General features: G+C 62.4%; 22 protein-coding genes. 6 read left to right on the top strand and 16 right to left on the bottom strand.

From position 1 onward, the window contains the following. Window positions 1-313 precede the first annotated feature (313 nt). Window positions 314-1,471: a slipin family protein gene (locus tag Q0974_RS01615; RefSeq protein ID WP_299321852.1), complete on the top strand. Its 1,158-nt coding sequence runs from the start codon at window positions 314-316 to the stop codon at window positions 1,469-1,471. 71 nt (window positions 1,472-1,542) lie between these two features. Here Q0974_RS01615 and Q0974_RS01610 read toward each other — a convergent pair whose 3' ends face one another. The 11 genes from Q0974_RS01610 to Q0974_RS01560 form a co-directional block, all read right to left on the bottom strand. Further along, on the bottom strand, window positions 1,543-2,523 hold the full coding sequence (locus tag Q0974_RS01610; RefSeq protein WP_299321850.1) for a DUF4424 family protein: 981 nt from the start codon (window positions 2,521-2,523) through the stop codon (window positions 1,543-1,545). A 34-nt stretch (window positions 2,524-2,557) separates the two neighbouring features. Further along, a complete protein-coding gene (locus tag Q0974_RS01605) occupies window positions 2,558-2,911 on the bottom strand; it encodes an iron-sulfur cluster assembly accessory protein (RefSeq protein ID WP_299321848.1) in 354 nt (117 codons plus the stop codon). Then, window positions 2,911-3,432, bottom strand: a complete 522-nt coding sequence (locus Q0974_RS01600) for an SUF system Fe-S cluster assembly protein (protein ID WP_299321846.1) — start codon at window positions 3,430-3,432, stop codon at window positions 2,911-2,913. The genes Q0974_RS01605 and Q0974_RS01600 overlap by 1 nt, the downstream gene beginning before the upstream one ends. A gap of 11 nt (window positions 3,433-3,443) precedes the next feature. Further along, window positions 3,444-4,658 (bottom strand): cysteine desulfurase, encoded by a 1,215-nt coding sequence (locus Q0974_RS01595; protein ID WP_299321843.1) that lies wholly within the window; start codon window positions 4,656-4,658, stop codon window positions 3,444-3,446. Continuing rightward, window positions 4,655-5,416: a SufD family Fe-S cluster assembly protein gene (locus Q0974_RS01590; protein ID WP_299321841.1), complete on the bottom strand. Its 762-nt coding sequence runs from the start codon at window positions 5,414-5,416 to the stop codon at window positions 4,655-4,657. The genes Q0974_RS01595 and Q0974_RS01590 overlap by 4 nt, the downstream gene beginning before the upstream one ends. Next, entirely contained in the window at window positions 5,413-6,162 is a 750-nt protein-coding gene (sufC, locus tag Q0974_RS01585) for a Fe-S cluster assembly ATPase SufC (protein ID WP_299321838.1), read from the bottom strand. The genes Q0974_RS01590 and sufC overlap by 4 nt, the downstream gene beginning before the upstream one ends. After that, window positions 6,155-6,805, bottom strand: coding sequence for a hypothetical protein (locus Q0974_RS01580; protein WP_299321836.1), 651 nt, complete (start codon window positions 6,803-6,805; stop codon window positions 6,155-6,157). The genes sufC and Q0974_RS01580 overlap by 8 nt, the downstream gene beginning before the upstream one ends. Continuing rightward, window positions 6,805-8,310, bottom strand: a complete 1,506-nt coding sequence (gene sufB, locus Q0974_RS01575; RefSeq protein WP_299321834.1) for a Fe-S cluster assembly protein SufB — start codon at window positions 8,308-8,310, stop codon at window positions 6,805-6,807. Before sufB ends, Q0974_RS01580 begins: the two co-directional genes overlap by 1 nt. Further along, complete coding sequence (locus tag Q0974_RS01570) at window positions 8,307-8,744, bottom strand: SUF system Fe-S cluster assembly regulator (protein ID WP_299321833.1); 438 nt, start codon at window positions 8,742-8,744, stop codon at window positions 8,307-8,309. Before Q0974_RS01570 ends, sufB begins: the two co-directional genes overlap by 4 nt. Before the next feature lie 85 nt (window positions 8,745-8,829). After that, on the bottom strand, window positions 8,830-9,693 hold the full coding sequence (locus Q0974_RS01565; protein WP_299321832.1) for a helix-turn-helix domain-containing protein: 864 nt from the start codon (window positions 9,691-9,693) through the stop codon (window positions 8,830-8,832). 199 nt (window positions 9,694-9,892) lie between these two features. Further along, window positions 9,893-11,722 carry a DUF885 family protein gene (locus Q0974_RS01560; RefSeq protein ID WP_299321830.1) on the bottom strand — a complete coding sequence of 610 codons (1,830 nt, stop codon included), beginning with the start codon at window positions 11,720-11,722 and terminating at the stop codon, window positions 9,893-9,895. Window positions 11,723-11,763: 41 nt separating this feature from the next. Between Q0974_RS01560 and Q0974_RS01555 the strand changes: the two genes are divergently transcribed. Genes Q0974_RS01555 through Q0974_RS01545 form a run of 3 tightly spaced genes read left to right on the top strand, consistent with a single transcriptional unit; the run spans window position 11,764 to window position 16,429 of the window. Then, complete coding sequence (locus tag Q0974_RS01555; RefSeq protein ID WP_299321828.1) at window positions 11,764-12,858, top strand: quinone-dependent dihydroorotate dehydrogenase; 1,095 nt, start codon at window positions 11,764-11,766, stop codon at window positions 12,856-12,858. 33 nt (window positions 12,859-12,891) lie between these two features. Continuing rightward, the gene (gene ggt / locus Q0974_RS01550) at window positions 12,892-14,613 is read left to right on the top strand and encodes a gamma-glutamyltransferase (RefSeq protein WP_299321827.1); all 1,722 of its coding nucleotides are present in this window, start codon (window positions 12,892-12,894) and stop codon (window positions 14,611-14,613) included. 25 nt (window positions 14,614-14,638) lie between these two features. Next, window positions 14,639-16,429, top strand: coding sequence for a long-chain fatty acid--CoA ligase (locus tag Q0974_RS01545; RefSeq protein ID WP_299321824.1), 1,791 nt, complete (start codon window positions 14,639-14,641; stop codon window positions 16,427-16,429). Window positions 16,430-16,483: 54 nt separating this feature from the next. Here the strand turns inward: Q0974_RS01545 and Q0974_RS01540 are convergent, their stop codons facing one another. Beyond that, entirely contained in the window at window positions 16,484-16,903 is a 420-nt protein-coding gene (locus tag Q0974_RS01540; protein ID WP_299321822.1) for a hypothetical protein, read from the bottom strand. Window positions 16,904-16,956: 53 nt separating this feature from the next. Next, window positions 16,957-17,679, bottom strand: coding sequence for a hydroxyacylglutathione hydrolase (gloB, locus tag Q0974_RS01535; RefSeq protein WP_299321819.1), 723 nt, complete (start codon window positions 17,677-17,679; stop codon window positions 16,957-16,959). Between the two features lie 81 nt (window positions 17,680-17,760). Between gloB and Q0974_RS01530 the strand changes: the two genes are divergently transcribed. Beyond that, complete coding sequence (locus Q0974_RS01530) at window positions 17,761-19,467, top strand: diguanylate cyclase (protein ID WP_299321816.1); 1,707 nt, start codon at window positions 17,761-17,763, stop codon at window positions 19,465-19,467. A 6-nt stretch (window positions 19,468-19,473) separates the two neighbouring features. Here the strand turns inward: Q0974_RS01530 and Q0974_RS01525 are convergent, their stop codons facing one another. Then, window positions 19,474-19,911 carry a VOC family protein gene (locus tag Q0974_RS01525; RefSeq protein WP_299321813.1) on the bottom strand — a complete coding sequence of 146 codons (438 nt, stop codon included), beginning with the start codon at window positions 19,909-19,911 and terminating at the stop codon, window positions 19,474-19,476. A 225-nt stretch (window positions 19,912-20,136) separates the two neighbouring features. On the opposite strand from Q0974_RS01525, the gene Q0974_RS01520 reads away from it, so the two are divergent. Next, on the top strand, window positions 20,137-20,805 hold the full coding sequence (locus tag Q0974_RS01520; protein ID WP_299322138.1) for an SIMPL domain-containing protein: 669 nt from the start codon (window positions 20,137-20,139) through the stop codon (window positions 20,803-20,805). Here the strand turns inward: Q0974_RS01520 and Q0974_RS01515 are convergent. Further along, window positions 20,802-21,686: a tetratricopeptide repeat protein gene (locus tag Q0974_RS01515; protein WP_299321811.1), complete on the bottom strand. Its 885-nt coding sequence runs from the start codon at window positions 21,684-21,686 to the stop codon at window positions 20,802-20,804. The genes Q0974_RS01520 and Q0974_RS01515 overlap by 4 nt on opposite strands. Before the next feature lies 1 nt (window position 21,687). Beyond that, the gene (locus tag Q0974_RS01510; protein ID WP_299321808.1) at window positions 21,688-22,437 is read right to left on the bottom strand and encodes an alpha/beta hydrolase; all 750 of its coding nucleotides are present in this window, start codon (window positions 22,435-22,437) and stop codon (window positions 21,688-21,690) included. Window positions 22,438-22,541: the final 104 nt, after the last annotated feature.

Here is a 22,541-nt window from a genome sequence, read left to right as displayed (position 1 = left end):
GGGTTCGGGGATCGGCATGTGAAAGGCGCAAAACCTGCGCCTCGAAATCGCCTGCGGGCGATGGACGGGCAAGGGCGATGCGTCCGCCACCATGCCAACTGGCTCGGTTGGCCGTGAAGGTTGCGCCGTTCCGGGGTCGAGACGGACCTGGTTTTCGAACCGTCCCGATCCGCCCCGGATACTGCAACACCCGCTCCGGCCCGCCCGCCATGCGGCATGCCACCGGTCCCCGGATCTTTTTTGATTCGGGGAAATGTGACGTGAAACCAATGAAAGGAAAACGAGCGTGAGCTAGTTTTAAGATGGAGTAAGAATGATGTTGCGATTGATTGACAGCCTGATGGGGCGCAAGCGCGTTCTCATCGACGCAAACGAACGGGCGATTTACCTGCACAAGGGTGAAGTGCGCGGCATATTGGGGCCGGGGGAGCATGTTCTCCCGAACCGGCGCGGTATGCTGAAGCTCGAATGGCACAATCTGGTCCGTCCGGAACTCTATTCGGACTATGAGCAGATTCTGTTCGAGAAAGCACCGGAAGACGTAGCCGCGCATCTCACGATGCTGCGCACGTCCGCCACCGAGATTGCTGTCATCGAGCGCGACGGCGTTCCGTACGCCGTTCTTGCTCCGGACCGTAAGCTCGCGCTCTGGACCGACGCGGGACCGTGGAAGGCAGAGACCATCGACATCGGCGAAGACGCTGCCGTCGACGGTACGCTGCTGAAGCGACTGCAGAAGTCCGGCTTGCTGGCGGACGTCGCGGTGATCGAGGTGGATCGGGACAAGGTCGCGATCCTCAGCATCGACGGCGTACTTGTCGGGCAGCTTGGACCGGGAATTTACGGCTATTGGAAGGCGGGCCGCAAGATCAGCCACAAGCTGGTCGATGTGACCCGTCAGCCGCTCGACGTAACCGGTCAGGAAGTGCTGACGCGGGATCGTGTGACTTTGCGGATCAACATTTCCGCCGAGTATCGCGTGACCGACCCGGTCAAGGCGACCACCGAGGTGAAGGATTTCACCGATGCCTTGTACCGGGCCTTGCAGTACGCCTTCCGCAAGACACTCGGCGCGATGACGCTTGACCAGATCCTCAAACAGAAGGTGACGGTGAATGCCGAAGCGGCCGAGAAGGTGCGTGCTGACATGGCCGAAATCGGCTTGGAGGTCTCTGAAATCTCGCTCAAGGACGTGGTCCTGCCGGGCGATATGCGGGAACTGCTCAACCAGGTGGTTTCCGCGCAGAAAGAAGCCGAGGCCAATGTCATCCGCCGGCGTGAGGAAACGAATGCCACGCGTTCGCTTCTGAACACCGCGAAGGTGATGTCGGAGAATCCGGTGATGCTGCGGTTGAAGGAGCTCGAAGCTCTGGAGACCATCGCCGGGAAGGTCGACCGCCTGACGGTCACCAACGGCACCAGCGGCTTGATGAATGATATCGTCAAGCTGTCGGACGACGAGGCCGCATAGCGCGGCGCAAATGGGGAAGGGCGCGGTAGCGATGCCGCGCCCTTTCTTGCATCAGGCCTTCCGGGCCATCCTCACTCCGCCGGCGACAGGAGCAGGACTCTCAAGTCTTGCTCGGGCCGCCAGTTCGTGCGGCGCATCTCGAACTGGGTGGGGGAGAGGCGGTTGAGGCCGCTGCCGCAGAAGCTGACGATATTGCGCGGATCGCCCTTGTCGACGACCAGCCGGAATTCGCCGATCGGTGCGCGCCAATTGGCGCCGGTCGTCAGCACATAGCCGAGCGTGCGTTCGACGACATAGCCATAGTCCGAGCGCTGCATCATCCGACGCGCGCCGGCGAGGAAGTTCGCGTCCATGCAATATTCTGCGACCATCTCCTGGCCCCATTCGCTGGCGATGAAATCGGGATTGCCGATGGCCGACCCCGCCGTTCCGCCAACCGAAGGGCGATAGCGATGTTCGATCTCGAGATTCTCTCCCGCCGGAAAGACCTGCTCCCAATAATAGGTCTGCCGCACAGTCCAGAGCGGGCGGATGTAGCGCCGGGTTTCGCCGTTCCGTTCATAGCGGTTTACCTCGACCAGGCCCAGCGCTTGGAGACGATCGGCCTGCGGATCGCTGAGCCGCTCGAGTGCCTGTTCGAACGCCTCCCAATCCGCTTCGGGCGAGAGCGGCAAACCATATTCGGCAAGTATCGCGCTGTGGTCCGTCTCCCCGAGCATCGCCTTGCGCTCGACAGACATCTCGACCGTCTGGCCGGCGACTTCGGTCTCGAAGTCTGAGGGGAAGGTGTAATCGCCCTCATAGTCGAGGGCGAGTTCGGGCAGCGGAAAGGCGACAATGGTCGTCACATCCGCATCGGCCGTATTATGAAAAGTGTAGCGGACGCGGATTTGCTCGGTCGAAATGTACAGGTCTTCCGAGCGCATATCGATCGTGTCGCTCTGACGCAGCACGAGCCCGCCGGCCGTCAGCTCGGCGGTACTGTCATTGGCGAAGGCGGGGGAGGCGATGGCAAGAGCCAGCGTGGCGAATGGGATCAGACCATATTTCATGCCCAGCGCATTAGCAGCTTTTGCAACGCTCCGACTAGACGGTGAAGCTCTCGCCGCAGCCGCAGCTTCCGGTCGCATTGGGGTTGTCGAAGACGAAACCGGCGGTGAAATCGTCTTCCTTCCAGTCCATCGTCGAGCCCACGAGATAGAGCACCGATGCGCCGTCGACATAGAAATCGCCACCGGGCGTCGCGATCTTCTCATCCATCGGATTGGCCGTTTCGACATAATCGACCGAATAGGCGAGGCCCGAACAGCCGCGGCGCGGGGTCGAGAGTTTGACGCCGATCGCGCTTTCGGGGGCTTTCGCCATCAGCTCCGCAATCCGCGCCTCGGCGGACTCGGTGAGTGTCAGCGCAGTGGGAATTTCACGGACAGTAGTCGTCATCACAGCATCCCCAGTTCGAGTTTCGCTTCGTCGGTCATCTTACCCGGGTCCCAGGGCGGGTCCCAGACCAGATTGACCTCGGCATGGCCGACCCCGGGCACCGAGCCGACGCGCAGCTCGACCTCGCCCGGCATGGTTTCGGCGACCGGGCAATGCGGCGTCGTCAGCGTCATCGCCACCGCCGCCTCGCCATTGTCCGTAACCTCGACGCCGTAGATCAGGCCGAGATCGTAGATATTGACCGGGATTTCAGGGTCGTAAATTTCCTTCAACGCTTCGATGATATCGGCGCGCAGATCGCCGCTACCGGTATCCGCGTCGCTCTCGTCCGACGACTGGCCAGCGAGAAAGCCTTCGAGATAATCCTTCTTGCGTTCGAGCTTGGAAGCATCGCTTTCCGCCTCGGCCGGAGACGGCGCGGCGACATAGGCTTTCTCGTCCGCTGCATCGTCGACGCGAGCCTTGGCGGGCTTATCGACCGCATCGACCTCCTCGACCATGATTTTGCGTTCTTCGTCCATTCGAAGACTCCTTACCCGAATATCCGCGTGACGCGTTTGACGCCCGAAACGAGCGCCGTCACATCCTCGCTGCTGTTGTAAACGCCGAAGCTCGCCCGCGCGGTCGCGTCGACCCCGAGATAGGCCATCAGCGGTTGCGCGCAATGATGACCGGCGCGGATCGCCACGCCCTCTTCGTCGAGGATCGTGCCGATATCGTGCGGATGAACGCCCTCAATCCCGAAGCTGACGATGCCCGCGCTGTCGTCCGGCCCGAACAGGCGCACCGAGTTGATCTGCGACAGCGCATCGCGTGTTTCGGCAACGAGCGTCGCCTCGGTCGCGTGGATCGCATCGAGGCCGATGTCCGATACATAGTCGATCGCCGCATGCAGGCCGAGCGCGCCGACGATATGCGGGGTACCCGCCTCGAAGCGCTGGGGCGGCGGCGCATAGGTCGTGCCGGTGAAAGCAACCTTGTCGATCATAGATCCGCCGCCTTCCCACGGCGGCATCGCGTCCAGTATCTCGCCGCGCGCCCAAAGCGCGCCGATCCCGGTCGGGCCGTACAGCTTGTGCGCGGAAAAGACGTAGAAATCGCAGCCCAGCGCCTGCACATCGACGGGGAGGCGCGGCACGGCCTGGCACCCGTCGAGCAGCAGCTTCGCGCCGACGCCATGGGCGAGGTCCGCCGCACGGCGCACATCGAGCACCGAGCCGAGCACGTTGGAGACATGGGCGAGCGCGACGAGTTTGTGCTGCTCGGTCAGCATGTCTGCCATGGCTTCGAGATCGATCCGGCCATCTTCGGTCAGCGGCGCAACGTCGATCTCCGCGCCGACACGCTCGGCGAGCAGCTGCCAAGGCACGATGTTAGAATGATGTTCGAGCTGCGACAGCATGATCCGATCGCCTGCGCGAACGTTCAGGTTTCCCCAGCTATGCGCGACGAGATTGATCGCCTCGGTCGCGCCCCGCGTGAAAACGATCTCGCTGTCGGACGCCGCACCAATAAAGTCGGCAACCCGCCGTCGCGCGGCTTCATAGGCCAGTGTCATATCGGCGGAACGCGCATAGACGCCGCGATGGACGGTCGCATATTTCTCGCCATAGCCGGATGCGATCGCGTCGATAACGGCTTGCGGCTTCTGCGCCGTCGCCGCCGTATCCAGATAGCGCCAGCTATCGCCGAGCCCCGGGAAATGGGCGCGTACGTCTATCGGTGCAGGGGCGGTCATAACGTTCATGTGATCGCCTCCAGCACGGCCAGCGCCTTGGCTTCGATCGCATCATGCGCGGCTTCGTCTTCGAGGCTGACAAAGGCGTCTGCGATGAAGGCCTGGAGCATCAGCCGCCGCGCTTCAGCGGGCGGGATGCCGCGCGAGGCGAGATAGAAGAGCGCCTGCTTATCAAGCTCGCCGACCGTTGCGCCATGCGCGCATTTCACATCGTCGGCGAAGATTTCGAGCTCAGGCTTGGCATTCGCTGTCGCCGTCCGGTCGAGCAGCATGGCTTTCACCGATTGCGATGCATCGATCTTCTGCGCATCGCGCGCGACCGACACTTTGCCAAGGAACGAGCCGGTCGCGGTTTCGCCGAGCACGCTGCGCACGACCTGATTGCTCGTGCCGCCGGGCTCGATATGGCGAACGTCTGTCACGATTTCGAGCGTCTGGTCGCCAGTGCCGAGGATCGCCCCGCCCAGCTCGAAATGCGCGCCTTTGGCCAAGGTCACTTCAACGGCAATGCGGCCATAGTCGGCACCAATGGCCAAGCAGTGCAGTGCAAAGCGCGCATTCTTCTCCAGCCTGATCGCAAGCGTCTCGACCGCGACATTGGGGTCGCTGGCTTCGAGGATGAGCTGGCGGCTCGCGGACTCGCCAGCGGAAACGAGAATCTCCTCTCGTTTGCCGGCGATATCGGGCCAGACCGGCGCGAGCGCATCAAGATCGGCATAGCGCCACGCCTCGTCGCGACGGGTGGGAAGCTGGAGAGTCTCGGTCATGCCGCTTCCGCTATCGCCTCATAGCCCTGCTCTTCGAGCTGGTGCGCGAGGTCCGCGCCGCCCGTGCGGACGATGCGGCCATCGACCAGCACATGCACATAATCAGGCTTCACCACGTCGAGCAGGCGCTGATAGTGCGTGATCAGCAGCACGGCCTTTTCGGGCTTTCTCATAATCGTGTTGATCCCCTCGCCCACGGTGCGCAGCGCGTCGATATCGAGGCCGCTATCGGTTTCGTCGAGGATCGCGAGCTTCGGGTCGATGATGCCCATCTGGACCATCTCGTTGCGCTTCTTCTCGCCACCCGAAAAGCCGACATTGACGGCGCGCTTCAGCATCTCGGCATTCATCTTGAGCGCGCTCGCCTGTTCGCGCGCGAGCTTCAGAAAATCGCCGCCGGACAGCTCCTCCTGCCCCCGCGCCTTGCGCTGGGCATTGAGCGCCGTGCGCAGAAACTGGACGTTGGAAACGCCCGGAATCTCGACCGGATATTGAAAGCCGAGGAAGAGCCCGGCCGCTGCCCGCTCGTGCGGGTCCATATCGAGCAGGTCTTCGCCATCATAAGTGGCCGAACCCTGGGTGACCTCATAGCCGTCGCGGCCGCCCAGCACATAGGCGAGCGTCGATTTGCCCGCACCATTGGGCCCCATGATCGCGTGGATTTCGCCAGCCGCGATTTCGAGGCTCAGGCCCTTGAGAATTTCGGTTCCGCCGATTTCGGCGTGGAGATTGTCTATCTTAAGCATCAGTTTCCGTTTCTTCTTCGGTTGCTTCGTCCGCGGAATCATCGTCTTCGGACGGTTCGGCATCTTCTGCGGTTTCGGTTTCGGCTTCCGCTTCGCGTTCGGCACGCAGGACCGTCACCTCACCGGTAACCAGCGCTGCCAACGCCGTATCGGACTGCGCGACCAGCCGCTCGGCGCTGGCGCGGACCGTCGCCTCCGGTGCATCGGGATAGCGCGGCAACAGACTGAAATAGAAGGCGTTCACATAGGCGGCGCGCTGGCCCGAACAACGCAGCAATGCTTCCTCGCCGATCTGGTCCAGCGCAAAGCCCTGTTCCTCGAGCGCCGCGCCGGCTTCGGACGAGCAGAGCGAATAGGCGTTGAAGGCGACCGTAAGATCGGACGGCTCGGGCGCGTCTTCCTCGTTTGTGGCCGCCTCTTCGCTACCGTCTTCCGCGTCCTCATCTTCAGACGCTTCGTCCGCGTCTTCCGTCTCTTCCTCCGCGGTATCGGCATCGTCGTCGCCGGTCACCTCCTGATCGCCGAGCAGCGCGTCGATGGCGTCAAGATTGACTTCGCCATCCGCCTCATCCGCGGTTTGCGCGTACAGCGCCGACGGCGCAGCCAAAGCGACGCACGCGGCAAGAGAGGCAAAGCGCCGCATCAGCCGACACTCCCCTCAAGGCTGATGCCGAGCAGCTTCTGCGCCTCCACGGCGAACTCCATCGGAAGCTGCTGCAGCACCTCTTTCGCAAAGCCATTGACGATCAGCGCCACCGCCTCCTCTTCATCAAGGCCGCGCTGCTGGGCGTAGAACATCTGGTCGTCCGAAATCTTGGACGTCGTCGCCTCATGTTCGATCTGCGCGCTCGGATTCTTGACCTCGATGTACGGAACTGTATGCGCGCCACACTGGTCACCGAGCAGCAATGAATCGCATTGCGTAAAGTTGCGCACGCCTTCTGCCTTGGGCCCGACGCGGACGAGGCCGCGATAGGTGTTGTCGGACTTGCCCGCGCTGATGCCCTTGGAGATGATCGTCGAGCGGGTGCCTAGCGCATTGTGGATCATCTTCGTGCCCGTATCGGCCTGTTGATAGTTATTGGTGAGCGCCACCGAATAGAATTCGCCGATGCTGTTCTCGCCATTCAGCACGCAGCTTGGATATTTCCAGGTGATCGCACTGCCCGTTTCGACCTGGGTCCAGCTGATCTTCGAATTCCTGCCTTGGCACAGCCCGCGCTTCGTGACGAAATTATAGATGCCGCCCTTGCCCTCGGCATCGCCCGGATACCAGTTCTGCACGGTCGAATATTTGATCTCCGCATCGTCGAGCGCGACGAGCTCCACAACCGCCGCGTGGAGCTGGTTCTCGTCGCGCATCGGCGCGGTACAGCCTTCGAGATAGGAGACGTAGGAGCCCTTCTCCGCGACGATCAGCGTCCGTTCGAACTGGCCGGTATTTTCGGCGTTGATCCGGAAATAGGTGGAAAGCTCCATCGGACAGCGCACGCCTTCGGGAATGTAGACGAAGGTGCCGTCCGAAAAGACCGCCGAGTTGAGCGCGGCAAAGTAATTGTCGTGAACGGGCACGACCTTGGCCAGCCATTTGCGGACGAGTTCGGGATGCTCGCGGATCGCTTCGGAGATCGACAGAAAGATAACGCCGGCCTTGGACAGTTCCTCGCGGAACGTGGTCGCGACGGAGACGGAATCGAACACCGCATCGACCGCCACCTTGCGCGCGCCCTCGACCCCGGCGAGCACCTTCTGCTCCTCAATCGGAATGCCAAGCTTTTCATAGGTCCGCCGGATTTCCGGATCGAGTTCGTCGAGGCTTTTCAGCGTCGGCTTCTTCTTCGGCTCGGCATAGTAATACGCATCCTGATAATCGATCGGCGGAATGTTGAGCTTCGCCCAGTCCGGGCTTTCCATCTGCTGCCAACGGCAAAACGCCTTCAGCCGCCATTCGAGCATCCATTCGGGCTCTTTCTTCTTGGCCGAAATGAAGCGAACCGTGTCCTCGTTCAGCCCCTTGGGCGCGAAATCCTGCTCGACATCGGACGAGAAACCCCATTCATAGGTTTCCGCCTTTTTCGCGGCCTCGAAAGCCTCCTCGTTGCGGAATTTTTCGTCCTCGACGTCTTTGGTCTGGGTTTCATCGGTCATGCTGTGGCGCCTTCGGTCACGGGAGCGGGTGAAGAATGGGCGAGGCTCGCCAGGCTGACATTGTCGAGCGCACCGCGAACGGCGTTGTTCACCACGCCCCAATGCGGTTTGACCTGACAGGTCGGTTCGAGCGCGCAATCATGGCTGCCCTGCTCGACACAGGCCGTCATCGCGATCGGCCCTTCCACGGCCTCGATGATATCGGCGAGGGTGATGGCCGCAGCAGGGCGGGCAAGCTGAATGCCGCCGCCCGCGCCGCGGATCGATTTGAGCAGGCCGCTGCGCGACAGCAGATGCACGAGCTTCTGCGTCGTCGGCAGGGGAATACCGGTCTCTGCGGCAAGCTGGGTCGCGCTCGTGCGCGCGCCGCCGCAATGCTGTGCGGCCGCCTGCATCGTGACGACGGCATAATCTGCCATACTGGATAAGCGCATGCCCAATCCTTAATCGGAGTGATTCGTTCCGATTAGGCATTTGGGCGCAAAGCGGCTGTAAATCAAGGCTGTATTGGCGTGCAATCTATGTGTCGGAGACGATCTTGCTGACCTTGCCCGCGAGTTTCTTGCGCCGTTCCTGAATATCCTTGGTCAGCGTTTCGGGCGTCTTCTTCATCTTGCCGGGCGTAACGCCGGTGAATTCCTTGATCTCCCGGATCAGGTGCGACTGATCGTAAAAGGCGTCTTCCGGCGCTTCCCCCTCTTCGTCGCCATCCTCGCGTACGAGTAGCGCCGCCGCACGCAGCGCCCGATATTTGCGGGCCAGCAGCTTCGGCGGCGCGCCGTAGAAGCGTTTGGTCATCCGCTCGACCTGACGCTTCGAGAGGCCGGACTGTTCGATCAGATCGTTAATGTCGGGAGAGGCGCTTGCGGTGAGCCATTCATCGACCACCCGGGTAAACCAGATCGGCGAGGATTCGGCATCCTTCATCAGTTCGCGGGCAAAGTCCGAAGCGATTTCGACTTTCTCGGCCAACGTTTCCGCGGCGCCGATCGCCGCATGCGTGTCCATTACCCCATCGCCGAGCATGGACGCCGCATCGATCAGGCGATTGATATGGCTCTCCGCGTCGGCGCCCATCAGGCTACCCCAGCCGGCCGGCTGCAGTCCGATGCCGAATATCTCCGGCGCGCCCTTGATATGACCAACCGTCGGTCCTGTCGTGGGGCCTATGATGCTCACCGGTGCCGCATCGAAATATTCACCGGTGCAGAATTCATAACCGCCGCTGCCGCGCAACAGGAACCGTATCTGCGCGCGATCGGCGCGTTCGGTCGGCTTGCTCTCTTCGACCTCGGTCGCGAAATGATAAAAAGAGGAAACCAGATCCTGAAGATCGTCAGGTGGCGGTGCGAATTCCAGCGAGAATTTCGACAAATCGGTCAAGTTGTGCGCCCCGAAGCTGTTTGTTTTTTGCTTCTGGCACAGGGACTAGCGCAATTTATCGACAAAAAAAAGCGGCCCACGACAGTTTCCTGTCGGGGCCGCTAGTCTTAAGCCTCCCCGGGTGGGGAAGCTTCGGGTCGCACCACCTCATTAGGTGGGATCGGCCCGCCAGTATTGGACAGAATCGACATGGGCCGAATCAATCTCCGGCATTCACGCTCCCGATCCAGGCATCAACCTGTTCCTCGAGAATATCGAGCGGCACGGGGCCGGGCGCGAGCACCGAATCATGGAAACCGCGCCAGTCGAAATTCTCGCCGAGCGTATCCATCGCGCGCTGCCGCAATTCCATGATCTTGATTTTACCGATCGTATAGGCCGTCGCCTGGCCGGGATAGACGATATAGCGCTCGATCGCCTTGCGGATATCGCCATCGGGATTGGGCGTGTTCTCGCGCAGATAGACAATCGCATCCTCGCGCGACCAGCGCAGGTGATGCAGGCCCGTATCCACGACGAGCCGGCAGGCGCGCCACAGCTCCATCCCCAGCCGGCCGAAATCGGAATAGGGGTCGGTATAGAAACCCATATCCTTGCCGAGTTCCTCCGCATACAGGCCCCAACCCTCGGTATAGGCGGTAAAGCCGCCGAAACGCCGGAAGGACGGGATGCCCTCGGTCTCGACCTGCAGCCCGCGCTGCAGGTGATGGCCCGGAGCGGCCTCGTGATAGGCGAGCGCCTCCATTTCGGTGCGGGACATATCGCGCAGATTGTAGAGGTTCACATAATAGGTGCCGGGGCGGGACCCGTCAGGCGTCGGGCTTTGATAGAACGCCTTGCCCGCCGATTGCTCGCGAAACGCTTCGACCGGCTGGATCACCACATCGGCCCGGGGCAGGCGACCGAAAAATTCGGGCAGCCGTTCTTCCATTGCCGCCATCGTCGCCCGCGCATCCGCCAGATAGGCTTCGCGCGTCGGGTAGAAAAATTCGTCGCTGGTCCGCACATGCGTGAAGAATTCCTGCAACGTCCCCTCGAACTCGACCTGATCCATGATCGCCTGCATCTCGCCATGGATGCGCTCGACCTCGTCGAGGCCGAGCTGGTGGATCTGCTCGGCTGTCAGATCGGTGGTGGTATAGTAGTGCAGCCGTTCGGCATAATAGTCCGCGCCATTGTCGAACCGCCATATGCCGTCCTCTTCGGGCGCGTTCGCCTGCTGGCGTTCAAGCATGGCAATCAGCCGCTCATAGGCCGGGCCGACGGATTCGAGCAGTGCCGCGCGGCCCCGCGCGATCAGATCGGCTTTCGCTTCGTCGCTGATCTCAAGGCTGTTCACCTTGCTCTGCAGATCGGCATAGAGCGGTGTGTCCTCGCCTTCGGTAAAGGGCGCACCGGTGATGACGTTGCGCGCATCCGATATCACGTAAGGAAACACCCAGTCCGGCGGGAGCACGCCATTGGCTTCGCGCGCTTCGGCTTCTGCGATCAGCTGATCCATCGCCGGACCAAGCCCCTGAAGCCGGCTGATATAGGCCTCTGCATGCTCGGGTTCGGACACGCGATGGATGTTGATGAGGAACGCTGGCAACTGGCTCTGCGCACCATTCATCTGGTCGAAGATGTAATCATTGCCGCGAAACTGGAACGCGGCCGTGCTGCGCTCGGCCATGCGTTCGAAGAGCCGGTAGGACAGCCGCGACTGTTCGGTGAGATCGGCATCGGCAAAGCGCGCGCGCATCTGATCGCGCGCAGCGAGCAGCCGCTCCTGCTCGGCGACCGCATTGGCGTCGCTGAAATCGCCCCATTCGCCATAATCCTCGTCGCGAATGCCGCGAAAGGATTTCGTCAGCGGCGAAAATTCCAGTTCGGCCTGATCGAAGGCCTCGAAAAACTCCGCGAGCGCTGCATCGGCGTCCTCTGCCGCTTCGACTTCGGCGGCCTGCGCCCAAGCGGTTGGTGGAGCCACGGCGACGGCACCCAAGCCGGCAATCATGGCGCCGGTGGACAACAAGAATAGATGGCGCATGAGCGAACTCCGTTTTGGCTGTTTGGTGCCATATCTGGACGATGTTCGCGCTTTTGACCAGCCGGTCCGGCGCTGCCATAGCGCCGCGCATGGCGATCTACCCCATTATCCGGCCGATGGTGTTCCTGCTCGATGCGGAGCGAGCGCACAGCCTGACGATTGCCGGCCTGAAAGCTGCGCCATTGGGCCCGCCGCCAGCATCGCCCCGGGCGCTCGCGATCCGCGTCGCCGGTCTCGATTTCCCCAATCCCGTCGGGCTCGCCGCAGGCTTCGACAAGAATGCCGAAGTGGCTGACAAGATATTGGCGCTGGGTTTCGGTTTCGCCGAAGTCGGTACGCTGACGCCTTTGCCTCAGTCCGGAAATCCGAAACCGCGCATGTTCCGGCTCGTCATCGAACATGGCGTCATCAATCGGCTAGGCTTCAACAATAACGGCCAGGCGGTGGCGGCCAAACGGCTGGCGAAGCGGGACCGGACCCGCGGAATCGTCGGCATCAATATCGGCGCGAACAAGGATAGCGAAGACCGGATCGCCGATTACGAGACCGGCGTAAGGGTTATGGCGCCGCTGGCCGATTATCTGACGATCAACATCTCCTCGCCCAATACGCCGGGATTGCGCGCATTGCAGGACGAAGGCGCGCTCGACGCGCTGCTCGAACGGGCGATTGCCGCGCGCGCTCCGGACGGCCCGCCCATCTTTCTCAAAGTCGCGCCCGACCTCGAGCCGGCCGATATCGACGCAATCTCCCGGATCGCAATGGACCGAAGCATCGATGCGCTAATCGTCGGCAACACGACGATCACCCGGCCCGAACTTACATCCCGCCATGCCGCGGAAACCGGCGGGCTGTCCGGCCGCCCGCTCGCCCGGCTCGCGCGACAAAGACTCGGCGATTTCCGAGACGCGACGGGCGGCGAGATGCCGATTATCGCCGTCGGCGGAATCGATAGCGCGAAAGAAGCCTGGGCGCGCATTCGGGCCGGGGCCTCGCTTGTGCAGCTCTACACCGCATTAGCCTATCAGGGACCTAGCCTCGGCCGCGATATCGTGCGCGGCCTCGAAAGGCTGCGAAAGTGCGATGGCTTTGCATCGATCGCCGAAGCCATCGGCAGTGAAAGACGAACGGACTAGGCGGTCCCGGATTCCAAGGTTAGAAAGCGGCGCATGAAACGTTCCATTGTTCTTGCCTTCGCACTGCTCATGTTGCCAGTCAGTGCATGCGCGCAACCCGATACCGCCCCGGCAAGTGTTTCGCACAATGCAGAATCGCAGCGCATTCCGGGCGTCGTGTCGGCGGCCGATCCGCGCGCGGCCGAAGCCGGACAGGAGATTTTGCGGGCCGGGGGATCGGCAACGGATGCGGCCATGGCGATGATGCTGGTGCTTACCGTCGTCGAGCCACAAAGCTCGGGCATCGGCGGCGGCGGCTTTTTCGTGCGCCATGATGCGGAAAGCGGCACTGCGACGACGATCGATGGACGCGAAACGGCGCCTTCGACCGCGACTGCCGCGCTTTTCCTGACCGAGGATGGCGAAGAGATGGGATTCCGTCAGGCGGTGCCGGGCGGGCGCTCGATCGGCATTCCGGGCAATATGCGGCTGATGGCCGAAGCGCATCGGCGCTGGGGCCGGCTCGACTGGGCGCAAATCTTCGCGCCCGCGATCCGGCACGCGGAAGAAGGCTATACGGTCAACGCCCGCATGGCGCGCTTCCTCGGCTTCTTCTCGGAAATCTGGAACGACTTTCCCGATACCCGCGCCATCTATTGGGAAGACGGCGCGCCCAAGGAAGAGGGCGATATCGTGCGCAACCCGGCGCTCGCCGCCCTGCTCCGCCGTCTCGCAGACGAAGGCGCGGACGCGTTCTACAGCGGCGAGAATGTTGCGGCGATCCAGGCGGCGGCAGGGAACAGCGTTCATAACCCGACGGTCATTCCGACAGAAGACTTCACCAACTACCGCGCGATCGAACGCGCCCCGGTCTGCCGGGAATATCGCGTTTACCGCATCTGCGGCATGGGCCCGCCCTCTTCGGGGGCGACGACCGTGCTGCAGATCCTTGGCATGCTCGAACGGTTCGACATGGGCGCGCTCGGCGCTCAGAGCCCCGAAGCCTGGCATCTGATCGGCGAAGCGATGCGCCTCGCCTATGCCGATCGCGCCATGTATCTCGGCGATATGGATTTCGTGTCCGTGCCGGTCGAAGGCCTGCTTGCAGACAGCTATATCGCAGAGCGCTCGGCGCTGATTTCCAGCGATTCAGCGATCGGCACTTACGAAGCCGGCACGCCGCCCGGCAGCGAGGCGCGCACGGCCGGGCTCGACGGCGAAATTGCCGGCACCACCCATTTCGTCGCCGCCGACAGCAGCGGTAATGTCGTGACCATGACATCCACGATCGAAGGGCCGTTCGGCAGCCAGCTCGTCGCCAATGGCTATTTCCTCAACAACGAGCTCACCGATTTCGATTTCACGCCCGAACGCGACGGCGCGCCCGTCGCCAATGCCGTAGCCCCGGGCAAGCGGCCGCTTTCTTCCATGTCGCCAACGCTCGTCTATGACGCAGACGGTAATCTCGTGCTCGCGCTCGGCTCCGCCGGCGGGCGGCGCATCATCATGCACGTCACCAAGACCCTGATCGGCGTTCTCGATTGGGGCCTGCCCGTCGACGAAGCCATCGCGCTCCCCAATATCTATTTTGGCGGCGACAGTTTGCGGATCGAGCAGGATAGCTATCTTGCCGAGATGCAAACCGAACTCTCCCAGCGCAGCGGCCTGGTCGTCGCCTCAAACCTCACGTCCAAGGTCAATGCCATCCAATGGACCGGCGATGGCTGGCTCGGTGCGGCCGATCCGCGCAGCCCGGGCATCGCGCTCACCGAATAAACCCATCCCCAGGAACCGCTAAACCATGCGCCAACTCGAAATCTTCCCCAATCTTCTGACGATGTTTTTCACGCGCGTGCGCGAGAAGGGCGACCAACCCTTCCTCTGGCGGCATGGCGAAAATGGCTGGGAATCGATGAGCTGGCGCGAGGTCGCCGAACAGGCTTGCGCGCTCGCCGATGCGCTGCAGCGGCTTGGCCTGCAGCGCGGCGACCGCGTCGTGCTAGTCTCTGAGAACCGGCCGGAATTTTGCATCGCCGATCTCGGCATCATGGCCGCGGGCTGCATCGCCGTCCCCACCTATACGACCAATACCGAACGCGATCATACGCATATCCTGGAAGACAGTCGCGCAAAGGCCGTGATCGTCTCGACGCAGAAGCTCGCGAAAACTGTCACCAGCGCGGCGCTCAACGCGACCCACTGCAAATCGATCATCGGCATCGAACCGATGCGCATGGCGCAAGGTGGCGACGTGCAGTTTCACGACTGGTCCTCGCTGCTCGGCGCGGAAACGCCGGATATCGAGGCGCGCGCCGAAGCGTGCGATTTCGCGCGCGAAGACACCGCCTGCATCATCTATACGAGCGGCACGGGCGGCGCGCCGCGCGGTGTGATGCAGCATCATGGCGCGATCCTGCACAATTGCGAGGGCTGCGCCGCCGTCATTTCCGAGGATTTCGGCTGGAAAGACGAGGTGTTCCTCTCCTTCCTGCCCTTGAGCCACGCCTATGAGCATAGCGCCGGGCAGTTCTTCCCGATCGGCCTTGGCGGGCAGATCTATTATTCGCGTGGGCTCGACAAGCTCGCCGCCGATATTCTCGAGACCAAGCCGACGATCATGGTCGTGGTGCCGCGCCTGTTCGAAGTGCTGCGCCAGCGCTTGCTCAAGACGATCGAGAAACAGGGCAAGTTTCCCAACTATATGCTGCAAAAAGCGCTCGATATTGGCGAGAAGGATTATGCGGGTTCGGTGCCGCTCAGGGACAAGCCGATGGACGTTCTGCTCGACGTCATCCTGCGCCCCAAAATCCGCAAACGCTTCGGCGGACGGCTCAAGGCGCTGGTATCGGGCGGCGCGCCGCTCAATCCGGAAATCGGCATCTTCTTCCACTCGCTCGGCCTGACGCTGCTACAGGGGTATGGCCAGACCGAAGCGGCGCCCGTCATCTCCTGCAACCGGCCGAAAACGGGCCTCAAGATGGATACGGTCGGCCCGCCGCTTCCCAAGACGGAAGTGAAGATCGCCGAGGATGGCGAGATCCTCGTCAAGGGCGAACTCGTCATGCACGGTTACTGGCGCAACGAGGAGGAAACGGCGCGCGTTCTTAAAGATGGCTGGCTGCATACGGGCGATATCGGCCATATCGACGAAGCTGGACGGATCGCGATCACCGACCGCAAAAAGGATCTGATCGTCAACGACAAGGGCGACAATGTCGCGCCACAGCGGGTCGAGGGCATGCTAACGCTCGAACCGGAAATCTCGCAGGCCATGGTCGTCGGCGATCAGCGGCCGCATCTGGTCGGCCTGATCGTGCCCGATCCCGAATGGGTGCGCGAATGGGCGCAGGCAAATGGCGTGCCGAATGACGAGGTTGCGCTGCGCGACAATCCCGATTTCCATCGCGCCGTGTCCGCTGCCGTTGACAGGGTCAACAAGGGCCTGGCGGCGGTCGAGAAAGTCCGCCGGACGATCCTCGCCGACGAAGCATTTACGGTCGAGAATGACCAGATGACGCCGTCAATGAAAATCCGCCGACATGTGCTGCGCGAAATCTATGGCGAACGGCTCAACGCGCTTTATCGCCATTAGGCGTATCACGACCAATAAGAACGCTGCCGAACGACCGGCAGCCGGCGAGCTTACTTATTCTTCCCGATACGGCACAAACTCGCCCAACGCACAACTGCCAAATCCAGCTCCGCTCAACGGATCGCGCACCTGAACGAGCTCGCCGCTGCAAAGCTGGCTCGAGCCGTAACGCTGGCTGACGATCGTGCTCGTCGAACGTAAAGTCGGGCAAATCCCATTGAGGTCGTTCCGGTATACGGTGCTGCCGACCCGATAGAGGATCATCTGATTGCCGATGATCGACGATTGGGTATTGGGGCGCGTGTTGATGCAGGGTTGAGGATCGCCGGGCGTCTTTCCGTCCAGCAGGGCCGCCATCCGGCGCTGGTCGCGCTCGGAGAGGGACTCAGCGCCGGCTTCATGGGTTTCCATCGCATTGGCCGTGCATCCGGCCAGCAGGGGAATGGCAAACGCCATCGGTATCAGTCGAACCATCACAGTTCCTTTCGCTTTTCGCCCCCGAAATTTCAGCAATATCACAAAAGCGCCTAAAACGCATCTTTCGCGGCACGGCGCTCGGCCAGTTCTTCGGCCGAAGCGGCGCGCATGAACGGATTGGTCGCCCGTTCCTCGCCGATCGTGGTCGGCACGGTCGCCTCGCCTTTTGCGCGCATCGCAACCACCTGATCCATCCGCTCCGCGAGCGCTGCATTGTCAGGTTCCGCCGTCACCGCATAACGGCCATTGGCCTCGGTATATTCATGCGCGCAATAAACGCGCGTGTCGTCGGGCAGCGCTTCGAGCTTGCGCATATTGGCGTACATCTGCTCCGGCGTACCCTCGAACAGCCGCCCGCAGCCCATGGCGAACAACGTATCGCCGACAAAAGCCGCTTTCTCTGTCGGAAAATGATAGGCGATATGCCCCGCCGTATGTGCGGGCACATCTATCACCTCGGCTTCGACGTCCCCGAGCCGCGCCGTATCGCCCTCCTTCACCAGCCGGTCGAGCGTCGGGATGCGCGCCTGCTCGGCCTCCGGGCCGGTAATCGTGCAGCCACTCGCCGCCTTGATATCGGCATTGCCACCCGTGTGATCGGGATGCCAATGCGTGTTCCATATCTGCGTGATGCGCCAGCCGCGTTTTTCGGCTTCGGCGAGCACGGGATCGGCGACGGCCGGGTCGACGACCATCGTCTCGCCGCAGTCCGGCTCATGCACGAGCCAGACATAATTATCGGAAAGGACGGGAATACGGACGATTTCGAGCATTTCCGGGATGTACCGTTTTCTGGCGTGCAAGTCGAATATTAACCGCAATTCAAGACGCTAGCGCTAGCATCTCCGTCTATCATGGTGTCCCCGCGCCTTCTGACCTGGTTTTGCGCCCTTGCGGCAGCATTGGCGGCGTTCGTCCTTGTCGCAGCACCAGCGTCGGCGACGGCTCTCGGGCCGCGTGTCTGTACGGTAGCGACAGGCACCGACATCGATCTCGAAGCCGCGCTTCGGGCGGAGTCGGAGTGCCGAATCGCCGACGACTCCATTGCGGGGCCACGCATCTGGGCATTCGTCGATGTCGCGGACATCGTCGACCCCGCTGAAAATCAGATGCTGATCGTCGACCCGTCCAGCTTCGACAGCTTCGCCCTTTACTTGCAGGACGCGGACGGCAACTGGTCGGGCCGCCGGTACGGTCCCGAAGTCGCAACCGAGAACTGGCGCGCCGGGATGCGCTTCGCCCTCCCGATCGACACCGGCGGCGAGGCGATCGCGCGTATGGCGATATCGTTCGACCGGCCGCAGCTGTCCGCCAATATCTCCAACCTCGCGATCGAGAGCGCCACCGAAACCGAGACGCAGCATTATTATACGAGCCTGTTCTATGCGATCTTCATCGGCGTCCTCCTGCTGCCCGTGGTCTACAATCTCGCTTTCTTCATCGTCCTGCGCGAGAAGTTCACGCTCTGGCATATCGGCATGGTTTCGGGCGCGCTCGGCTACACGATGTGCTCAGGCGGCTTCATTCACTTTCTCTTTCCCGCGATGCCGCTCGATCTGCGCTGGTCGCTTAACCTGTGGAGCATCGCGCTCGCGATATCCTCGGCCTGCATGTTCTTCCGCAGCTTTATCGAGCCCGACAAGCTTTCGACGGCGCTGCGCAAAGGGCTGGTCCTGTCGGCCGGCATCATTCCGGCCATCACGCTGATCATCACACTTGGCGGCGAGGCGATCCGACCGATCGGCCAGGATATCTTTCTCCTCGGCTTTGTCCCCGCGCTCGTCTGTTTCACGCTCGGCATCGCCCAGGCTCTCGGCCGCGGCAGCCGGGCGGCGCGGTTCGTATTCGTCGCCTGCTGCGCGCTCATCCTTTCGATGGGCGAGCGCGTCTTGCGCGGCATGGATTTCTACGAAGGCCCGGCCTGGCTCGATTTCATCATCTACGGCACGCTTGCCTTCGAAATGGTCGTGACGGCCCTCGGCATCGCGGACCGGCTGATGATCATCCGGCGACAGCGGGACAGCGCGCGCGAAAGCGAGGCGGCGTTCGAGAAGCTCGCGCAAACCGACTATCTCACCGGTCTCAGCAATCGCCGCGCCATCATCACGCAATTCAACGAAGCGACCGGCTCGTTCGGCGCGCGCGGCTTCGCCCTGCTCGATCTCGATAACTTCAAGCGGGTCAATGACGAATATGGCCATGACGTCGGAGACCGTGTGCTGCAGGCCGTGGCCCAGATCATGCGCAACTGGAGCAGCCTGACCGCCGGGCGTATCGGCGGCGAGGAATTTGTCGCGCTGATCCATAGCGCGGACCCGCGCGACACGGCCGAGCGGTTGTGCACGGCGATCCGCGAAAGCGTTCACGAAAGCGTTCCGGAACTCAGCGATCCCGTGACCGTCAGTATCGGCCTCGTATCGATCCTGCCCGGCCAGACCTTCAACCAGGCCTATCGCGCCGCCGATAGCTGCCTGTACGAAGCCAAGGAACAGGGCCGGGATCGCGTCATCTCGCTCTGGAAGGCGCCGAAGATCGGCAGCAAATCGCGCGCCGCCGCCTGAGGCCCGTTACCACTCGCCGACATTCTCCATCGACGCCCAGGGCTCGGCCGGCGCTTTCGCCGACCCCTTCTGCAAAAGCTCTATCGATATCGAATCGGGCGTGCGGACAAAGGCCATGCGCCCGTCGCGCGGCGGGCGATTGATCGTGACGCCGCCGTCCATCAGCCGCTGGCAAATGTCGTAGATATCGTCGACCGCATAGGCGAGATGGCCGAAATTGCGACCGCCGTCATAGTCTTCCGGTTCGCCATCTTCAGGCGGCCAATTGTAGGTCAGCTCGATTTGCGCATCCTCGTCGCCGGGCGCGGCAAGGAACACCAGCGTGAACCGGCCGGCTTCGACGTCATAGCGCTTCAGCTCCTTCAATCCGAGCAGATCGAAAAAGGCGAGCGTCGCGTCGATATCCGATACCCGGATCATCGTGTGGAGATATTTCATCGGCATATGCCCTCTATTCGATCAACGGTTCGTCGCAAGTCAGCAACGGTTCATCTCTGACGCTGCATAGCGGTTTTCGATATCGGGTCGCACGATAGCCGCAGGCCGGTACGAGGAAAAGCGCCGGCATGCGCCCAATAAGGGGTGAGACCGATGACCGAAGACACAAACGACACACCGAACTGGACATGGCGTAACCCCCCGACGCGCACCATCCTGATCGCAAGCGGCATGCTGGGCCTCAGCATTATCGCGGGCGGCTATCTGCTCGGCGACGGACTGCTGCGCGCGCAAATGGCCGAACGCTCGGTTACGGTCCGCGGCCTCGCCGAGCGCGAAGTCACCGCCGATCTCGCGACCTGGACCATTTCCTATTCGGCCCGCTCGTCGAACCTCGCCGAAGCGCAAAACGATATCGATCGCGATACCGAAGCGATCCGCGCTTTTTTCGGCGAACTGGGCTTTGAGGCCGAGGCGCTGCAGCCATCGGGCGTCAACGTCTCGCAATACTCCAACAATATGGGCCAGCAGACTTATACGATCCGGCAGCGGCTGCAGCTCCGCACCACCGATATCGAGCGTGCGCAAAACGCCGTCGCCCGTCAGTTCGATCTCGTGCGCCGCGGCGTGGTGCTCGAAGAGGGGTCGGGCATGAGCTTCACCTTCACGCGATTGAATGAGATCAAGCCCGAAATGGTCGCCGAAGCGACGCAGGATGCGCGCGCATCGGCCAACCAGTTCGCCGAGGATAGCGGCACCAATGTCGGCAGCATTCGCAGCGCGACGCAGGGCTATTTCTCGATCTCCGCGCGGGACGGTGATGCCGGCGGCTATGGCGTCGCGGACACGCCCTACAAGCTGGTCCGCGTCGTCACGACGATCGATTTCTATCTGGGTTAGGGCTGAGGAGCATCAGGTGCCGAAGAGGCGGGTTCCACATCATCCGCCTCCGGAAGCTCCACCGGCACCCCTGGAGCTGCGGCCAGCAGTGCATCGAGCCGTTCAATGTTGCGTGCGGCCGTTTGGCCGGCCGGGCTTTCGGGCTCGGCCGCAACCGCCTGACCCCAGGCTTCGCGCGCAATAGCATAAGCGTTGAGTCCGATCGCGATATTGCCGGCCTCGAGCAGGATCGCCGGATCGGTCTGATCGAGCTCGAGCGCGCGATCGATGAAATCGCCCGCGGTATCGAAATCACCCTGACGCCGCGCCAACGTAGCGGACAATAGCCAGACGATACTGTCGTTCGGGAGCAGTGCCTGTGCCGCGATCAGGTCTGTCTGCGCGGCGGTTCCGTTCTCCAGTTCCACATGCGCCTGCGCCCGTTCGAGCAGCACATTGCCGCGTACTTCATCGCTCAGCTCGGTATCGGCAAGCACGGTATCGAAACGCGTGCGCGCCGTCGCCGCATCGCCCTTGCGCAGCGTCATGCGCGCGGCATTGGCGAGGATACCGATAGCGCGCGTGTCGTCCGCCGACTCCGCGAGACCGTGCGCCCGCAGATAGGCGGTTTCGGCGCTATCCCAGTCGCCGCTATATTCATGGCCGACGCCGAGACAAAGCTCGGCCTCGATGCCGCCATCGGTCAGCGCCCAACGCGCGCCCTCGGCAATCGCCGCGCCGGGATCGCTCTCAGCCAGCCGCATGCAATTGAGCAATCGCTGGGCCGAGGCCATGGCCAGCGTCTGATCGCCCTGCTGTGCCTCTTCGCGCGGCGGAATGAGGATCGGATCGACGGGTGGCGGCGCCGCCTGGAACGCGGCAAGGAACAGGGCGAAACTCAAGTCAGGACGCTTTCAGGCTTTCGAGCAGCCATTCGATCTGGGCCAATAGCCGTGCGACATCTTCGATGCGCGACAGCCGGTGATCGGCATCCTTGACGAGCGTGACATGGACGTCGGCTGAACGCAGCTGCCGGGCGAGCCGGACCGAATATTCCCATGGGACATCGCGATCCTGCTGGCCATGGATCAGCCGCACCGGGCAATCGATGGCGATTTCCGTGCCGAGCAACCGGCTCGCTTCGCCGCTTTCGAAAAAGGTGCGCGTGGTGACATAGGGGGAATCGTCATAATCGGATGGCTGTTCGAGCCGGCCGTCGCGCAGGATCGTTAGCTTCTCGTCCTGCGTGAAGCCCCAGTCCGTGAAATCGGGCGCCGCCGCGATTCCGACCAGCGCCGACACCCGTTCAGGATGCGCAAGCGCGCAGAGCAGCATCAGCCAGCCGCCCATTGACGAGCCGATCAGCACGACCGGCCCGAGCACCAGCGCATTTACGAGATCCATCACATCGTCGCGCCAGTCGGTGAGTTTCTGCGCTTCGAAATCGCCGTCGCTCGATCCGCATCCGGCATAGTCGAGCAGCAGGCAGGCCCGGTTCTCCGCTTCGGCATAGGCCATGATCGCACTCGCCTTGGAGCCCGTCATGTCGGACATATAGCCGGGCAGGAAGACGAGCGTCGGCCCTATTCCCTCGCGATGACGATAGGCAAGGCGCGGCCGGTCGGCCCGCTCATGATAGCGCAGTTCGGTCATTCGGCAGCCTCTCCCGGTGCAGGCGATTCGCGCATGGCTGTAACCTCCAACAGCCCCGATGCGAAGCCCGGTCAGTCCGCAATTTTGGCGGCGCTAACAAAGGA

It is taken from the genome of Parasphingopyxis sp. (genome assembly GCF_028279465.1).
Lineage (GTDB): Bacteria > Pseudomonadota > Alphaproteobacteria > Sphingomonadales > Sphingomonadaceae > Parasphingopyxis.
This window is presented reverse-complemented; position numbering and strand designations above follow the sequence as displayed.

Bases quoted from the DNA above. Each gene is read 5' to 3' on its own strand.
- Q0974_RS01615 (WP_299321852.1), top strand. From the start codon at position 314: ATGATGTTGCGATTGATTGACAGCCTGATGGGGCGCAAGCGCGTTCTC.
- Q0974_RS01610 (WP_299321850.1), bottom strand. From the start codon at position 2,523: ATGAAATATGGTCTGATCCCATTCGCCACGCTGGCTCTTGCCATCGCC.
- Q0974_RS01605 (WP_299321848.1), bottom strand. From the start codon at position 2,911: ATGACGACTACTGTCCGTGAAATTCCCACTGCGCTGACACTCACCGAG.
- Q0974_RS01600 (WP_299321846.1), bottom strand. From the start codon at position 3,432: ATGGACGAAGAACGCAAAATCATGGTCGAGGAGGTCGATGCGGTCGAT.
- Q0974_RS01595 (WP_299321843.1), bottom strand. From the start codon at position 4,658: ATGAACGTTATGACCGCCCCTGCACCGATAGACGTACGCGCCCATTTC.
- Q0974_RS01590 (WP_299321841.1), bottom strand. From the start codon at position 5,416: ATGACCGAGACTCTCCAGCTTCCCACCCGTCGCGACGAGGCGTGGCGC.
- sufC (WP_299321838.1), bottom strand. From the start codon at position 6,162: ATGCTTAAGATAGACAATCTCCACGCCGAAATCGGCGGAACCGAAATT.
- Q0974_RS01580 (WP_299321836.1), bottom strand. From the start codon at position 6,805: ATGCGGCGCTTTGCCTCTCTTGCCGCGTGCGTCGCTTTGGCTGCGCCG.
- sufB (WP_299321834.1), bottom strand. From the start codon at position 8,310: ATGACCGATGAAACCCAGACCAAAGACGTCGAGGACGAAAAATTCCGC.
- Q0974_RS01570 (WP_299321833.1), bottom strand. From the start codon at position 8,744: ATGCGCTTATCCAGTATGGCAGATTATGCCGTCGTCACGATGCAGGCG.
- Q0974_RS01560 (WP_299321830.1), bottom strand. From the start codon at position 11,722: ATGCGCCATCTATTCTTGTTGTCCACCGGCGCCATGATTGCCGGCTTG.
- Q0974_RS01555 (WP_299321828.1), top strand. From the start codon at position 11,764: ATGTTCGCGCTTTTGACCAGCCGGTCCGGCGCTGCCATAGCGCCGCGC.
- ggt (WP_299321827.1), top strand. From the start codon at position 12,892: ATGAAACGTTCCATTGTTCTTGCCTTCGCACTGCTCATGTTGCCAGTC.
- Q0974_RS01545 (WP_299321824.1), top strand. From the start codon at position 14,639: ATGCGCCAACTCGAAATCTTCCCCAATCTTCTGACGATGTTTTTCACG.
- Q0974_RS01540 (WP_299321822.1), bottom strand. From the start codon at position 16,903: ATGGTTCGACTGATACCGATGGCGTTTGCCATTCCCCTGCTGGCCGGA.
- gloB (WP_299321819.1), bottom strand. From the start codon at position 17,679: ATGCTCGAAATCGTCCGTATTCCCGTCCTTTCCGATAATTATGTCTGG.
- Q0974_RS01530 (WP_299321816.1), top strand. From the start codon at position 17,761: ATGGTGTCCCCGCGCCTTCTGACCTGGTTTTGCGCCCTTGCGGCAGCA.
- Q0974_RS01525 (WP_299321813.1), bottom strand. From the start codon at position 19,911: ATGCCGATGAAATATCTCCACACGATGATCCGGGTATCGGATATCGAC.
- Q0974_RS01520 (WP_299322138.1), top strand. From the start codon at position 20,137: ATGCTGGGCCTCAGCATTATCGCGGGCGGCTATCTGCTCGGCGACGGA.
- Q0974_RS01510 (WP_299321808.1), bottom strand. From the start codon at position 22,437: ATGACCGAACTGCGCTATCATGAGCGGGCCGACCGGCCGCGCCTTGCC.